The organism is Aequorivita echinoideorum (assembly GCF_018476645.1).
GTDB classification, from domain to species: domain Bacteria; phylum Bacteroidota; class Bacteroidia; order Flavobacteriales; family Flavobacteriaceae; genus Aequorivita; species Aequorivita echinoideorum.
In genome coordinates, this window is record NZ_JAHCTB010000002.1 from 535,116 (window position 1) to 549,205 (window position 14,090).

The 14,090-nt window shown below is 39.8% G+C and carries 16 protein-coding genes; 9 read left to right on the forward strand and 7 right to left on the reverse strand.

The genetic code is table 11. The features are described from left to right. Window positions 1-127 precede the first annotated feature (127 nt). The 4 genes from rplM (at window position 128) to tsf (ending at window position 3,088) form a co-directional block, all read left to right on the forward strand. Window positions 128-583, forward strand: a complete 456-nt coding sequence (gene rplM / locus KIV10_RS06255) for a 50S ribosomal protein L13 (protein WP_214112623.1) — start codon at window positions 128-130, stop codon at window positions 581-583. After that, on the forward strand, window positions 583-969 hold the full coding sequence (gene rpsI, locus KIV10_RS06260) for a 30S ribosomal protein S9 (RefSeq protein ID WP_214112624.1): 387 nt from the start codon (window positions 583-585) through the stop codon (window positions 967-969). The genes rplM and rpsI overlap by 1 nt, the downstream gene beginning before the upstream one ends. A 178-nt stretch (window positions 970-1,147) precedes the next feature. Next, window positions 1,148-2,026 (forward strand): 30S ribosomal protein S2, encoded by an 879-nt coding sequence (gene rpsB, locus KIV10_RS06265; protein WP_214112625.1) that lies wholly within the window; start codon window positions 1,148-1,150, stop codon window positions 2,024-2,026. 96 nt (window positions 2,027-2,122) lie between these two features. Then, on the forward strand, window positions 2,123-3,088 hold the full coding sequence (gene tsf, locus KIV10_RS06270) for a translation elongation factor Ts (RefSeq protein WP_214112626.1): 966 nt from the start codon (window positions 2,123-2,125) through the stop codon (window positions 3,086-3,088). Between the two features lie 93 nt (window positions 3,089-3,181). On the opposite strand, the gene KIV10_RS06275 is transcribed toward tsf, so the two are convergent. After that, window positions 3,182-4,555, reverse strand: a complete 1,374-nt coding sequence (locus tag KIV10_RS06275; RefSeq protein ID WP_214112627.1) for a T9SS type A sorting domain-containing protein — start codon at window positions 4,553-4,555, stop codon at window positions 3,182-3,184. 156 nt (window positions 4,556-4,711) lie between these two features. Between KIV10_RS06275 and pyrH the strand changes: the two genes are divergently transcribed. The 3 genes from pyrH to KIV10_RS06290 all read left to right on the forward strand — a co-directional run bounded on the left by pyrH (window position 4,712) and on the right by KIV10_RS06290 (window position 7,374). After that, complete coding sequence (pyrH, locus tag KIV10_RS06280) at window positions 4,712-5,419, forward strand: UMP kinase (protein WP_214112628.1); 708 nt, start codon at window positions 4,712-4,714, stop codon at window positions 5,417-5,419. 41 nt (window positions 5,420-5,460) lie between these two features. Beyond that, complete coding sequence (gene frr / locus KIV10_RS06285) at window positions 5,461-6,015, forward strand: ribosome recycling factor (protein ID WP_214112629.1); 555 nt, start codon at window positions 5,461-5,463, stop codon at window positions 6,013-6,015. 90 nt (window positions 6,016-6,105) lie between these two features. After that, window positions 6,106-7,374, forward strand: a complete 1,269-nt coding sequence (locus KIV10_RS06290) for a DUF5686 family protein (RefSeq protein WP_214112630.1) — start codon at window positions 6,106-6,108, stop codon at window positions 7,372-7,374. A 5-nt stretch (window positions 7,375-7,379) separates the two neighbouring features. On the opposite strand, the gene KIV10_RS06295 is transcribed toward KIV10_RS06290, so the two are convergent. The 6 genes from KIV10_RS06295 to KIV10_RS06320 form a co-directional block, all read right to left on the reverse strand. Beyond that, window positions 7,380-7,667 carry a type II toxin-antitoxin system RelE/ParE family toxin gene (locus KIV10_RS06295; RefSeq protein ID WP_214112631.1) on the reverse strand — a complete coding sequence of 96 codons (288 nt, stop codon included), beginning with the start codon at window positions 7,665-7,667 and terminating at the stop codon, window positions 7,380-7,382. Then, complete coding sequence (locus KIV10_RS06300; protein WP_214112632.1) at window positions 7,660-7,899, reverse strand: ribbon-helix-helix domain-containing protein; 240 nt, start codon at window positions 7,897-7,899, stop codon at window positions 7,660-7,662. Before KIV10_RS06300 ends, KIV10_RS06295 begins: the two co-directional genes overlap by 8 nt. Before the next feature lie 164 nt (window positions 7,900-8,063). Further along, window positions 8,064-8,261, reverse strand: coding sequence for a hypothetical protein (locus tag KIV10_RS06305; RefSeq protein WP_214112633.1), 198 nt, complete (start codon window positions 8,259-8,261; stop codon window positions 8,064-8,066). Window positions 8,262-8,318: 57 nt separating this feature from the next. Next, on the reverse strand, window positions 8,319-8,615 hold the full coding sequence (locus KIV10_RS06310; protein ID WP_246516211.1) for a Bor family protein: 297 nt from the start codon (window positions 8,613-8,615) through the stop codon (window positions 8,319-8,321). 159 nt (window positions 8,616-8,774) lie between these two features. Continuing rightward, window positions 8,775-9,215: a cbb3-type cytochrome c oxidase subunit I gene (locus KIV10_RS06315; protein ID WP_214112634.1), complete on the reverse strand. Its 441-nt coding sequence runs from the start codon at window positions 9,213-9,215 to the stop codon at window positions 8,775-8,777. Window positions 9,216-9,467: 252 nt separating this feature from the next. After that, window positions 9,468-9,878: a VOC family protein gene (locus KIV10_RS06320; protein ID WP_214112635.1), complete on the reverse strand. Its 411-nt coding sequence runs from the start codon at window positions 9,876-9,878 to the stop codon at window positions 9,468-9,470. A gap of 151 nt (window positions 9,879-10,029) precedes the next feature. Between KIV10_RS06320 and KIV10_RS06325 the strand changes: the two genes are divergently transcribed. Beyond that, window positions 10,030-12,426, forward strand: a complete 2,397-nt coding sequence (locus KIV10_RS06325) for an efflux RND transporter permease subunit (protein ID WP_214112636.1) — start codon at window positions 10,030-10,032, stop codon at window positions 12,424-12,426. A gap of 150 nt (window positions 12,427-12,576) precedes the next feature. Next, window positions 12,577-14,019, forward strand: coding sequence for an asparagine--tRNA ligase (gene asnS, locus KIV10_RS06330; protein ID WP_214112637.1), 1,443 nt, complete (start codon window positions 12,577-12,579; stop codon window positions 14,017-14,019). Window positions 14,020-14,090: the final 71 nt, after the last annotated feature.

A 14,090-nucleotide genomic window follows, 5' to 3' on the forward strand; every position in this document is an offset into this window, starting at 1 on the left:
AACAAAATATATTCCGCACACCTTGCTTTTCAAATAAATAACATTACATTTGCACCCCTCTTAGGCAAAATCCGTTTTGTCTTAGGGTGAGAAAACAATGATTTATTAACCTATTGACAAAAAACTAATGGATACATTAAGTTACAAAACAGTATCTGCCAACAAAAATACCGTTACAAAAGAATGGTTGTTGGTTGATGCGGACGGCCAGGCATTGGGTCGTCTTGCCAGCGAAGTTGCAATTTTGCTTCGCGGAAAGCACAAGCCAAGTTTCACCCCACACGTAGATTGCGGTGATAACGTTATTATTATCAACGCCGGTAAAGTTAATCTTACCGGAAATAAATGGAATGACAAAACGTACATTCGCCACACTGGCTACCCAGGCGGGCAACGTAGCCTTACCGCTACCGAGATGTACAAAAAAGATCCTGCAAGGCTTATCGAAAAAGCTGTGAAAGGGATGCTTCCAAAAAACAAATTGGGAGCAGAAATGTTCAGAAACCTCAAAGTGTATGCAGATGCAAACCACGGACAGGAAGCACAAAAACCTAGAACTTTTAACCTTAACAACAGTAAATAATGGCAACTATCCACAAAATAGGCAGAAGAAAGACCGCTGTTGCACGTGTTTACCTTACCGAAGGAAAAGGCAACATTACCATCAACAAGCGTGAACTGGAAAACTATTTTCCAACAGGAACTTTACAGTATAAAGTAAAACAAGCATTAACACTTACCAATAACGAAGATTCATACGATATAAGGGTAAACGTATTTGGTGGTGGTATTACTGGACAAGCTGAGGCTATCCGTCTTGCTATTTCCCGCGCAATGTGCGAGGTAAATGACGAAAACCGTGGAATCTTGAAACCAGAAGGTTTGCTTACAAGAGACCCAAGAATGGTAGAGCGCAAGAAATTCGGACAGAAAAAAGCACGTAAGAAATTCCAGTTCTCTAAACGTTAATATTAATCAAATAGATTGGGTATCTCTTTGGGGATGCCCAATTACAGTTGAAAAGTTCATATTCATAATTAATTAAAAAAGCTGTTAACCCGAAAAATTCGGGTGTTAGTTTAGCATCTAAACCATATTCAATATAGAAGAGGTTGCTATCCTTTCACAGAACGTAAACTAAAACAAAATGGCAAAAAAAGTAGAAGTAAAAGACTTACTTGAAGCTGGTGTGCACTTTGGCCACCTTACCCGCAAATGGAACCCAAATATGGCGCCCTACATTTACATGGAGCGCAACGGGATCCACATTATCAACCTTTATAAAACCGCTGCAAAAATAAATGAGGCCAATGAGGCTCTTAAAAAAATCGCAGCCAGTGGACGCAAAGTTCTTTTTGTAGCCACCAAGAAACAAGCAAAGGATATTGTTGCTGAAAAAGCAAAAAACGCAAACATGCCTTACATCACTGAAAGATGGCCGGGCGGTATGCTTACCAACTTTGTGACTATCCGTAAAGCCGTTAAAAAAATGTCTTCAATCGATAGAATGAAGCAAGACGGTACTTTCAACACACTTTCCAAAAAGGAACGTCTGGCGGTAGATCGTCTTCGTGCAAAATTGGAAAAAAACTTAGGTTCCATTTCAGATATGAGCCGTCTTCCCGCAGCACTTTTCGTGGTAGATACCACTCGCGAGCATATTGCGGTAGCTGAGGCATTAAAATTGAACATCCCAGTATTCGCAATGGTAGATACCAATAGCGACCCACGCGTTATTGATTATGTAATACCAAGTAACGATGATGCTTCAAAATCTATTGAAAGCATTATGAGCTTTGTTTCTGAAGCAATTATCGAAGGCCTTTCTGAAAGAAAATCCGGTAAGGACGAAGAAGATGATGACGAAGAAGGAATGGCAAAAAAAGCAAAAGCCCCTAAAAAAGACGGCAAAAAAGCAAAAGCTGAAGTTCCTTCAACAGATGAAGAAGATGTAGAGGCAATGCGCGAGGCAAAACAACCGGTTCGCCAAAAGTCTAAAAAAGAAGTTCTAAACGAAGAAGAATAATAACCTTAACTTAAAATTTAAAAGTCGTTTAGTTCTTTTCTTTAGTGAAATAAATTGAACGACTTTTTTTAATATTAAACTCAAAAAATTATAAAAATGGCAAATATCACAGCCGCAGAAGTAAATAAACTAAGACAAACCACCGGAGCCGGGATGATGGACTGTAAAAAGGCATTGGTAGAGGCAGACGGAAATATGGAAGAAGCAATTTCAATCCTTAGAAAAAAAGGCCAAAAAATTGCTGAAAAAAGAGCAGACCGTGACTCTAGTGAAGGAGTTGCTACCGCTAAAGTTAACAGCGACAATACAAAAGGTGTTGCTATTTCATTGAATTGCGAAACAGATTTCGTTGCCAAAAATGATTCATTCGTAGAAATGGCAAATAAAATGGCCGAGATCGCTTTGAATACTTCTTCAAAAGAAGAATTTTTGAATTCAAAATTTGACGGAATCACAGTTTCTGAAAAATTGACCGAGCAAACTGGTGTAATTGGTGAGAAAATTGAAATAGGTGGCTACGAGATTTTGGAAGCTCCCTTTGTAGGTTCATATGTTCACGGTAACAAAATTGCCGCGTTGACTGGACTTTCCAAAAAAGTTGACAATGCTGATGAATTGGCAAAAGATGTATCCATGCAAGTAGCATCTATGGGAGCTAGCACGCTTTCTTACAAAGATTTTGATGCAGATTTCATTGCTTCTGAAACTGAAGCGAGAATCGCCGTTATCGAGAAAGAAAACATAGAATTGGGACGTCTGGGCAAAACCCTTAAAAATGTTCCTAAATACATTTCAAGAGCGCAATTGACTCCAGAAGTTTTGGCTCAAGCCGAAGCAGACGCAAAAGCAGAATTGAAAGCAGAAGGCAAGCCTGAGCAAATATGGGACAAAATTCTACCTGGAAAAATCGAGCGTTTCATCAGTGACAACACCACTATGGATCACGAAAAAGCGCTGCTTGACCAAAACTTTATTAAAGACGACAAAAAGAGCGTTGGGGATTACGTGAAAACGTACGGCGACGTTGAGGTTGTTGGCTTCAAAAGAGTTTCTTTGGCGTAAGTTTTCATCATAAGCTTTATAAAAATGAAAAGAGGCTGAATTATTTCAGCCTCTTTTTTTTTTCAAAAACAATTAAGAATTTCTTTATTTTTTCTATTCCTTAATAATTTTCTTCACGGTTTGTTTCCCTTCGGAAGAAATAATTGCCAAGTACATTCCACTATTTAATCGCGAAAGATCCAATTCTATATTTAATCCATTCGGAAAAGTTTCCAAAACAATTCTTCCCATAACATCATACACCCTGATTTTATCCATTTGCGAAGTTGACGTGATGTTTACTTTATCTGAAGTGGGATTGGGATGAATGGACACCTCATTGACTATCACGTCTGCTGTCCCAAGATTGGTATTTACTCCAAAAATAGTTTCGTATGAATTTCCACCAAATTCAACCTCAACGTTATAAACACCATCTGGCCAGGTGGCGTCCACCTCAAAATTCCACTGTGCGTAGGCTTGGGGATAAAATTGCCACGGCGAAGCAAAAACCCAGTCATACTGAATAGTTCCATCCGGTTTTCTGAAAATGATATGTGTTTCGGCATCCGTTTGTAAATCCCTATAAAAAATTCTGAAAACCAGCTCATCGCCCGGTTCAAAATTCAATTCTTCGTAGGTGTTTTCAACCACCCCGCAGGTGTCATCAAACGCTTGTGTGCTGTGAGTAGAAAGATGATTGATCGCCGGAACAAAATAATCTGGCTGGGCAGCCCACCAACTATCACTATTCATAGTATTGCAAGGCCCTTGGTACGGATCTATCAAATTTCCGGAGGCATCATAAATTTCAAAATGAAGATGCGGCACCACACTACTTCCCGAACTTCCGGCAATTCCCAAGAATTCTCCAGCAGCAACTGTTTCACCTACATTTTTTGAGGTAATCCCGCCATCCTTAAAATGCCAATACCACGCTTGCGAACCGTCTGCGTGCTCCACTATGATTCCATTCCAGTTGGGATTACCATTATTTAAACAATTAAGGTCAAAATTTCCATCGCGCTTGTCAACAATAGTACCTGGCGCAGCCGCAACAATTTCCATCAAATCTTCCTGCATCCGTTTCCAGGGGTAAGGCCAGAGCACGTAATCTGTACCTTCGTGGTTGCCATTGCTCCAATCATAAGTACGATTGCCACATTCAAAATCTAATAAATTTCCGTTGGGTGTTGGGTTGTGGTCCACATAATTATTTACCGAATAATATCCATAGCCACTAAAGCCAACTTTGGGCTGTATAGGAAAAATAAATAAAGGGTGATTTCCTTTGTGCTGAAACGCATTGGGACGTGTCTTTTCAATTTCTAATTTGTTTCTTTCAATTTGTTGACGAACTTCCGCACGTTGTGAAGCTGAAATGCATTCGGTTTTTTCAAAAGATACGGGATGAAAACTGGCTTCCGGTGTTTGTGCCCACGCTGAAAAAGCACAGCATAATGATAAAAAGAGTAATTTCGGTTTCATATTAAATCTATTAAGGATTATATATTTCTACATCGAAAGGCCATTGCAGATGTCATCAATTTTCCATTTAATTTTTTTTGGTGATGGATTGCAATTATAATTTTGCAAAACGTTCATCAATAATTTTCTTTACTTTTGCCACAGCAAACCCAAACTATGCAATACGAAAGAATTCTTTTAAAACTTTCCGGTGAAGCCTTGATGGGCGAAAGACAATACGGAATAGACCCCGTTCGCCTTCAGGAATACGCTTCAGAAATAAAATCGCTTACAGCTAATGGCGTACAAGTGGCCATCGTTATAGGCGGAGGCAACATCTTCCGCGGACTTTCTGGCGCCAGTAGTGGGATGGACCGCGTGCAGGGTGACCATATGGGTATGCTTGCAACGGTAATCAATGGACTTGCCCTACAAAGCGCGCTGGAAAACGAAGACGTGCCCACCCGTTTGCAAAGTGCCATAAACATTAACGAAGTGGCCGAGCCATTTATACGAAGAAAAGCCATCCGGCATTTGGAAAAAGGACGCGTGGTAATTTTTGGTGGCGGTACGGGAAATCCATATTTCACCACAGATTCTGCCGCAGTACTTCGCGCTATTGAGATAGGAGCAGATGTAATTTTAAAAGGAACACGTGTTGATGGCATCTACACAAGCGACCCCGAAAAGGACAAGCAGGCAACAAAATTTGATTTTATCAGTTTTGAAGATGTTATCAGAAAAGGGTTAAAGGTGATGGACACCACCGCCTTCACATTAAGCCAAGAAAACGAATTACCAATCATTGTTTTTGATATGAACACCAAAGGAAATCTATTGAAGGTAGTTTCTGGTGAGAAGATAGGAACAATTGTAAATTTATAAAGAAAGTTTAATCAAAAGATATCCGCATACGCGGGCATGTTATGGAAGACGAAATAGAATTAATAATGGACGAAGCCAAGGAAGCTATGGCAAAAGCGCTTAAGCACCTTGAAAAAGAATTAGTAAACATTCGCGCCGGAAAGGCTTCACCCTCGATGGTGGGTAGTGTTATGGTTGATTATTACGGCAGCCAGACACCTCTTAGCCAAGTGGCGAATGTCACTACTCCAGATGGGATGACCATAAGCATACAGCCGTGGGAAAAAGGAATGATTCCCGAGATTGAAAAAGGCATCCACCAGGCGAATATTGGCTTTAACCCTATGAACAACGGTGAGAGTGTGATTATAAGCGTACCACCATTGACCGAGGAGCGTCGCAGGGATTTGGCAAAACAAGCCAAGGCAGCCGCGGAGGAATCCAAAATTGGAATCCGTAATGACCGGAAAAATGCCAATAATGAATTGAAAAACCTTGAAATTTCTGAAGACCTAAAGAAAAATCTAGAGGCCGATATTCAAGAAATGACAGATTTACACATTAAGAAAATTGATGAGATTTTCGCAAAGAAAGAAAAGGAAATAATGACGGTGTAACCCATCATTCGTTAAACTAAATACAATAAAGCGGCAATTGAGTCGCTTTCTTTTTACTTTTAAATCCGTAGTAATCTTCCCAACACATTTATGCGCAACCTATTAGTCATTTGTTTTTTCTTCTTTGCTTTTACTTCCATTGCACAGCAGCCCGCAATTGAAACTACAAAAAAAGACAGCCTCTCAAGTATAGAAGAGAAAAAGGAACATCCGCTTTCCAGTGGGTATTATCCTATCGGGTTTTTTGATGTGGATCTTAAAACCCTTATTAAATACAATAACTATGAAGGAATCCGCTTGGGAATTGGCGGACTCACAAACGACAAGCTTTTTGAGGAATACAGATTGGGCGGTTATTTTGCGTACGGATTTAAGGATAGGGCTGCAAAATATAGTTTGGGCGGCGCAGTGCGGGTAAATAAGGAGAAAAAGGCGTGGATCAATTTATATTACGCAGATGACATCAAAGAGATTGGGACTTTTGATTATTTGACGGATGCGCGCGTATATTCCGTATTTGAGCCACGTTTGGTAAATATTATCCAGTTTTATAAGTATCGAAAATGGTATGCCAATATACAGAGCGAGCTTACGCCCAAAATCCTATCGGAAGTGCGGGTGGAGCATAGCAATGTTGATAATATTGAAAATTATTTTTTCTTGGATGATGGCTTTGCTTATGATAATTACCAACTTGCGGAAGCTACGGTTTCCTTCAGAATAAGCCCGAAGACGAATTTTTTCACTAACGAGGATGGCACGAAGGAATATTTTGATGGTTTCCCAAAAATAAGTGCGCAGATTACACAGGGTTTTAAGGATGTGGCGGGCAGTGATTTCAACTATACCAAATTTGGATTGAAACTGGATTACTATATAAAACGAACCGATCTTTCATCCACCAATATTTTACTGGAGGGTTCCCTTGCCACGGGAGACCTTCCGCTTACGCATTTGTTTCACTCCTACCCTAACCAACCTACAAAGGATGAAGTGCTGCAACGCTTTTCGGTTGCGGGGGTGCAGAGTTTTGAGACGATGTATTTTGGGGAATTTTTTTCTGATAGGCTTACCACATTGCAGGTGAAGCATAGTTTGCGCCGGTTTAAGCTTACGGAAAAGTGGAAGCCTGAAATGGTGCTGATTACCCGGCACGCACTGGGCGATATGAAGAACCGCGAGCGACATCTGGGGATACCGTTTAGCACCCTAAACCAACTGTACAATGAGAGCGGGCTGGAGCTGAATAAAATACTTTTTGGGTTTGGATTGAGCTTTGCGTACCGCTATGGTTACTATAATCTGCCGGAGTTTGCGGATAATGTTTCTTTTAAATTTACTTTTTATTTGACGATTTAAAGTAATTAAAGAATATTATTTAAATCTTGCCTACCAATTATGGCCATTATTTCAACCATATCTCCGTTTATTCTGTAGTAGATACTATCTGACCCGCAAACGCAACGTCGGTACCCTTTTCTGATATAATCAACCGCTTCAAAAGAATATGGCCTTTTCGCAATTATTTCAAAATATTCAAAAAAAGAATTGAAATATTTATCTGCCTGTGTCATTCCGAATTTGGCGATACCAAAATGGTGTATGCGTATGAGATCTTCTTTTGCTTCAATACTTATTGTATAATTAGCCATTAAATGAAGACTTTGATTGAGCTAAAATCTGTTCTCTCGTTTCAGTGGTGAAACCTTTATTTTCGGCTTTTTCTAGTTTTATTTTCAACCAATCAATTTGTGCTTGTTGTTTTCTGGCCTGTCTAACCAAGTCATTCACGAGTTCACTTTTACTTGCGTACTCTTTCGTGTTTACTTGATCATTTAACCAAGCGTCATTTGGGTCTGTGAATGTTATGCTCTGCCTTGCCATAATAAAGTTTTGGTGCAAATTTACACCATAGATTAATTTGATGCAATTTTTTATCAGAAAGGGATGATAAAATTGATTGTGGAACTGAACAGTAATCTACCAGTCTGGCGGTTTTTCAACGGTATGTGTAAGAAAACAATTGCTTTGAATGCACTTAAAAAATTTTATTTGTTGCTTGCCTTTTTTGGCTTTCTGGTTACAAGGGCAATAGCGATGAAAACTACGAACAACAAAAACTTTCCAGCTAAATATCCGTAACCGTAATTGGTTAATCTATCCAAATCTGTTACTAGGATTTCAATTATGTTTACTAGAAGTATTATTGCAACTGCAATAGCGATGTAGAATATTATCTTCTTCATAAAAGTTATAAAAAAAGAGAGTTTATCTACGTTGACAAACTCTCTTTGCTTATTAATTTACTTTGTTACGGTTGTGGTTGTTGGCGTATAGATGCCAAAGGTTATTGCCGAAATCAACCCATTAACAAACGATTGTCTTGTGTGGACGGTGTAATTTTCTGCGCCGCCAGCCATTTGTTTAGAGTCTGAAACACCAACGGGTGCCAAGCCATAGATTATGTAATGGTTCCATTCTGTGGTCTTGTTGTTTCCTTGCGCTCCTGACCCCACAACGCTGGTGTAGGAATAACAAGAGGTTAATAGCATTGATGCAGCAAACATTACTGCCATCATTTTCATTGTTTTTTTAATCATACTTTTTGGTTTTTAAATTAGACATTTAGTTAGATACTCTTATTGATTTTTGTGGTTTTGTTATATAATGTAGTTTTGCTAATATTATTTTCTAACTGATGTGACTTTGAATAATATTTTATTGATTTGTTGAGAACAAGCAATTACTTATAGCCAGTGTTAGCCACTGGTTTTATTTTTCTTTTTTATCAGTCCGTAAATGATGTTAATCGGAAAAATCAATTGTCCCACAATCATAAGCAAAATAATCAGAGTGATCATTAATGTCAGATTATAGTTGAATTCATATTCCATAATTTCAGTCCGATAAAATTTGGTCAAAATCCATACAACTAAAGTTCCGCCAAAAGTCAGTCCAATGTGAGTCCAATTCAACCATTTTGACAGTTTTCTGTCCGCTTTTAGCATAATCCAATATCCAATTCCGATTATTCCAAAAAATATTGAAATCAGAATTGCTAAATGCAGGTAAGCAATTATGTAATAGGTGTCGTGAACATTAATGTCCAATACTGAATCTCTGCTCAAAATTCCAATCAGCATTATTATTGGAATCGTAAGTAAGAAAATCAGATGTGGTTTTTCAATTAGTTTGTTCATTCAACTTGTGGCTAAAATGTGAATATATAAAATAGTATAGAAGTAACGTATATACCGCACAGGTATGCCGTGCTTTTTTGTTTTCTTTCAAATATAAACATTCTATTTGTTTATGGAATTGAAACGCCCGCTGTTGCGGGCGTTTGGGTTTAGATTTTGTAGCCTTTTATGAGGCGGTATTCTGGGGATTGGGCGCCGTATTGTGATTTTTATCTTATGTATTCATTGGTAATAACCAGATCTACAATTGCATTACATATAAAAGACATTGAACTTATGCCCATCGAGGTCTGTAAAAACGCAGGTGTAGAAGTTGTTTTCGGTATACAGTTTCTTTGAATGCTTTTGTGGGTTAAAGAGGATGGTGCCGCCGGCTTCGGTTACCTTGGTTACCCACTGGTTTACTTCTTCCCTGCTTTCTGCGGAAAGGGTGAACATGACCTCGTTGCCTTTGGACAGGTCTGCGAGCTCGCCTTCCAGGCTTGTTTTGAAACGTTCCTTTTCAAAAAAATGAATTACGAAGTCATCATCGCCCACTAAAAAGCTTGCAAGCTCCTTGGTAGTGTGCGGACCATTGGGTCTAAAGCCGAGTTTGGTGTAAAATTCCCTTGTTTTCTCCACATTGCTTACGGCGAGGTTTGCCCAGATTTTTTTTGGTTTCATGGTTTTTTTGTTTTTATTAAATCTACTAAAAAGGCTTCAAATAATATTGGAATATTCATTTCAAAATTATGTTGCGCTAATGAATATAACCAGTAAAAACTTTACCTCTGTTTATATATTATTACCTTTGCCAAATCATTAAAAAACAGTTTTGAACAAACTTTTCAGCATCGGGTTTTGGTCTGCCGTGGCCCGTTTTATTCTTCGCAACCGTACTTTTATATTGATTGCCATTGCGGCGGCTACCCTTGCGCTCGCCTTTCAGTGGAAAAATATGCGGTTTACATACACGGAGGCGAACCTGCTGCCGGACGACCACCCCATAAATCTGGAATACAATGAATTTCTGAAGCATTTTGGCGAGGAAGGAAATCTGATTGTCATGGGCATACGGGACTCGACACTCTTTACGCCCGAAAAGTTTACCGCGTGGACGCAACTTTCAAAGGAAATTAATAAGTTTGATGAAGTAGAATTGACACTCTCGCTGGGCAATTTAAAAAAACTTCAGAAAAACCCCGACACCACGGGGTTTGAGTTGGTGCCATTCATAACGGATTCCATTTTTACAAAGAAAAATCTGGCTGGCTACCAAGATGAACTTTTTGACAACCTGCCCTTTTACGATGGATTGATCTATAGCCCGGATAAAAAATCGGTGCGGTCTGCCATTTATCTGAAAAAGGATATAGTGAATACTGCCGCGCGGCGGGATTTCATCATTAATGACCTTATTCCGCTGATTGAAAATTTTGAGGAAAGGACGGGGATTGAGGTGCATACCTCTGGCATGCCTTACATCCGCACATTGAATTCACAAAACATTATCGATGAAATTGGGATGTTTATTGGTGCGGCGCTGCTGGTGACTTCGCTCATCTTTTTCTTCTTTTTCCGTTCGTGGCGCGCGACTTTTATTTCTATGTGCACGGTGATTATTGGGGTGATGTGGGCGTTCGGTATTTTGGGGCTGCTTCATTATGAAATTACGGTGCTTACGGCATTGATTCCGCCGTTGATTATTGTGATTGGTATCCCCAATTGTATTTTTCTCATTAATAAATATCAGCAGGAGATAAAACAGCATGGCAACCAAGCGAAATCGCTTCAGCGCGTGATTACCAAAGTGGGCAACGCCACGTTGATGACCAACCTTACGACGGCTTCGGGGTTTGCAACGTTTATTTTGGTGAAAAGCCAGCTCTTGCGGGAATTTGGGATTGTGGCTTCCATCAATATTGTGGCTATTTTCCTATTGAGCCTGTTGATTATCCCCATTGTGTACAGTTATATGAATGTGCCGAAAACGAAGCATCTTGAGCACCTCAATAAAACGTGGATCAACGGTTTTGTGAATTGGATAGAACGAATGGTAAAAGAGCGGCGTATCACCATTTATATTTCGGCTGTCGTGCTGCTATGTGCTAGTATTATTGGTATTTATAACATTCGCGTTTCCGGAAGCTTGATTGAGGATATGCCGAAGAGTGCCGATTTCTTTAAGGACATCCGCTTTTTTGAAAAGGAATATGAAGGTATTATGCCTCTGGAAATTATGGTGGATACGAAGCGAAAAAAGGGCGTGATGACGCTTCCCACCTTAAAAAGAATTGATGAATTGCAAGACCACATTAAGGAAATACCGGAATTTGCGAAGCCGCTTTCCGTGGTTGAATTGGTGAAATATTCCAAACAGGCGTATTACAACAACAATCCGGAATATTATCAATTGCCGAATAGCCAAGAACGCACATTTTTACTTTCGTATGCAAAAAGTAGTGCCGGAAACACCAATTTGTTAAGCAGTTATGTAGATAGCACGGGTCAGTTTGCGCGTATAACTACCTTTATGAAGGATACTGAAACCGATAGGTTTGAACGTATAGAGGCGAACCTGCACGATGAAATTGATAAGGTTTTTCCACCAGAACGTTATAATGTAAGCGTTACGGGAAAAGCGCTCGTTTTTCAAAAGGGGACGCATTATCTGGTGAACAATCTTATTTTGTCGCTATCGCTCGCCATCGTTTTAATTGCGCTTTTTATGGCGTGGATGTTCCGAAGTGGAAAGATGATTCTTATATCGCTTATCCCGAATTTACTTCCGCTTATAATAACGGCAGGGTTGATGGGTTTTTTGGGCGTTCCCATTAAACCATCCACGATTTTGGTTTTCAGTATTGCCTTTGGAATTTCGGTGGATGATACCATTCACTTTTTGGCAAAATACAGGCAAGAATTGATGGCGAATGATTGGAAAATAAAGAAATCGGTTTACGGTGCGCTCCGCGAGACGGGCGTAAGTATGTTTTATACTTCCATTGTGCTTTTCTTTGGATTTTCGGTATTTACCATTTCCAGTTTTGGCGGTACGGTGGCTTTGGGCGCGCTGGTTTCAGCCACACTTCTATTTGCAATGCTATCAAACCTGTTATTGCTCCCTTCCCTATTGCTTTCTTTGGAACGAAGCATTGCCAATAAGGAAACTATGCGAAAACCTGCGCTGAAGATTATTCCGGACAATGAGGAAGATGAGGAGGAGCGGTGATCAGTTTTCAGTTATCAGTTATTAGTTATCAATATTTTGGGATCATTATTGCAGGGCACTTTGGTTTTTAAACTGTTGCTATTTTGGATTTTGCCATTTTTCTTTTTTGGAATTTTTTTGAAGTATATTTGCTCCTCTTAAACAAAAACCATGCAGCACAAAACCCTAATTGAACTCATTAACAGCGAACCCTCACACCATGAAATTACCGTACGCGGGTGGGTGCGCTCTTTCCGAAGCAATCGTTTTATTGCATTGAATGACGGTTCTACCATAAAAACGCTTCAGTGCGTGGTAGATTTTGAAAATTTTGAGGAAGAAATTCTGAAGAAGATTACCATTGGCGCTGCCGTACAGATTACCGGTATTCTGGTTGAGAGCCAAGGCCAGGGACAAACCGTGGAACTTCAAGTTTCCAAAGTGAAGGTTTTGGGCGAAGCAGATCCGGAAGAAGTAAAGTTGACTATTCTTTCCCCAAAAAGACATACGTTGGAAAAACTGCGCGAGCAGGCGCATTTGCGTGTTCGCACCAATACTTTTGGCGCGGTAATGCGTACCCGTTCCAAACTTGCCTTTGCCATCCACGAGTATTTTCATAAAAATGGATTTTTCTATATGCACGCCCCAATTATTACGGGAAGTGATGCGGAAGGTGCTGGCGAAATGTTTCACGTAACGGCACTGGATGCTAAAAATCCACCTTTAACAAAGGATGGAAAAATTGATTACAAAGAAGATTTTTTTGAAAAGGAAACCAACCTAACCGTGAGCGGGCAATTGGAGGCTGAAACCTACGCGATGGCTTTGGGAAAGGTGTACACCTTCGGCCCAACTTTCAGGGCAGAAAACAGTAATACCAGCAGGCATTTGGCTGAATTCTGGATGATTGAACCGGAGGTCGCTTTCAATGACTTGGATGCAAATATGGATCTTGCGGAAGATTTCATAAAATATGTGATAAAATATGCGCTGGATAATTGCGCTGATGATCTGGAATTTCTGGAAAACAGATTGCTGGAAGAAGAAAAAAGCAAACCGCAAGACGAGCGCAGCGCTATGAAATTGCGTGAAAAGCTTCAGTTTGTGCTGGAAAATAACTTTAAAAGGGTGAGCTACACCGAAGCTATTGATATCTTAAAAAATTCAAACCCAAATAAAAAGAAGAAATTCAAATATATAATTGAAGAATGGGGCGCAGATTTGCAAAGTGAACACGAGCGTTTTCTGGTTGAAAAACATTTTAAATGCCCCGTAATTCTTTTCGATTACCCCGCAAAAATCAAAGCTTTCTATATGCGTTTGAATGATGACGGCAAGACGGTACGCGCTATGGACGTGCTTTTTCCGGGCATTGGTGAGATTGTAGGCGGATCGCAGCGTGAGGAGCGTTACGATGTGCTTAAGGAGAAAATGGAAGCTATGGACATAAGCGCCGAAGAGCTTTATTGGTACTTGGATTTAAGGAAATTTGGTACTGCAACACACAGCGGTTTCGGTTTAGGTTTTGAGCGTTTGGTGCAATTTGCTACCGGGATGGGTAACATTCGCGATGTGATTCCCTACCCGCGAACGCCGGGAAATGCTGAGTTTTAATATTCGGGCACCTTTAAAAATTACTAACATTATATTAAAACTAGCTGCTGGATTACATTAGTAGCTGGTTT

Bases quoted from the DNA above. Each gene is read 5' to 3' on its own strand.
- frr (WP_214112629.1), top strand. From the start codon at position 5,461: ATGGAAGACGAAATAGAATTAATAATGGACGAAGCCAAGGAAGCTATG.
- asnS (WP_214112637.1), top strand. From the start codon at position 12,577: ATGCAGCACAAAACCCTAATTGAACTCATTAACAGCGAACCCTCACAC.
- rpsB (WP_214112625.1), top strand. From the start codon at position 1,148: ATGGCAAAAAAAGTAGAAGTAAAAGACTTACTTGAAGCTGGTGTGCAC.
- pyrH (WP_214112628.1), top strand. From the start codon at position 4,712: ATGCAATACGAAAGAATTCTTTTAAAACTTTCCGGTGAAGCCTTGATG.
- KIV10_RS06290 (WP_214112630.1), top strand. From the start codon at position 6,106: ATGCGCAACCTATTAGTCATTTGTTTTTTCTTCTTTGCTTTTACTTCC.
- KIV10_RS06310 (WP_246516211.1), bottom strand. From the start codon at position 8,615: ATGATTAAAAAAACAATGAAAATGATGGCAGTAATGTTTGCTGCATCA.
- KIV10_RS06295 (WP_214112631.1), bottom strand. From the start codon at position 7,667: ATGGCTAATTATACAATAAGTATTGAAGCAAAAGAAGATCTCATACGC.
- rplM (WP_214112623.1), top strand. From the start codon at position 128: ATGGATACATTAAGTTACAAAACAGTATCTGCCAACAAAAATACCGTT.
- tsf (WP_214112626.1), top strand. From the start codon at position 2,123: ATGGCAAATATCACAGCCGCAGAAGTAAATAAACTAAGACAAACCACC.
- KIV10_RS06315 (WP_214112634.1), bottom strand. From the start codon at position 9,215: ATGAACAAACTAATTGAAAAACCACATCTGATTTTCTTACTTACGATT.
- rpsI (WP_214112624.1), top strand. From the start codon at position 583: ATGGCAACTATCCACAAAATAGGCAGAAGAAAGACCGCTGTTGCACGT.
- KIV10_RS06320 (WP_214112635.1), bottom strand. From the start codon at position 9,878: ATGAAACCAAAAAAAATCTGGGCAAACCTCGCCGTAAGCAATGTGGAG.
- KIV10_RS06275 (WP_214112627.1), bottom strand. From the start codon at position 4,555: ATGAAACCGAAATTACTCTTTTTATCATTATGCTGTGCTTTTTCAGCG.
- KIV10_RS06305 (WP_214112633.1), bottom strand. From the start codon at position 8,261: ATGAAGAAGATAATATTCTACATCGCTATTGCAGTTGCAATAATACTT.
- KIV10_RS06300 (WP_214112632.1), bottom strand. From the start codon at position 7,899: ATGGCAAGGCAGAGCATAACATTCACAGACCCAAATGACGCTTGGTTA.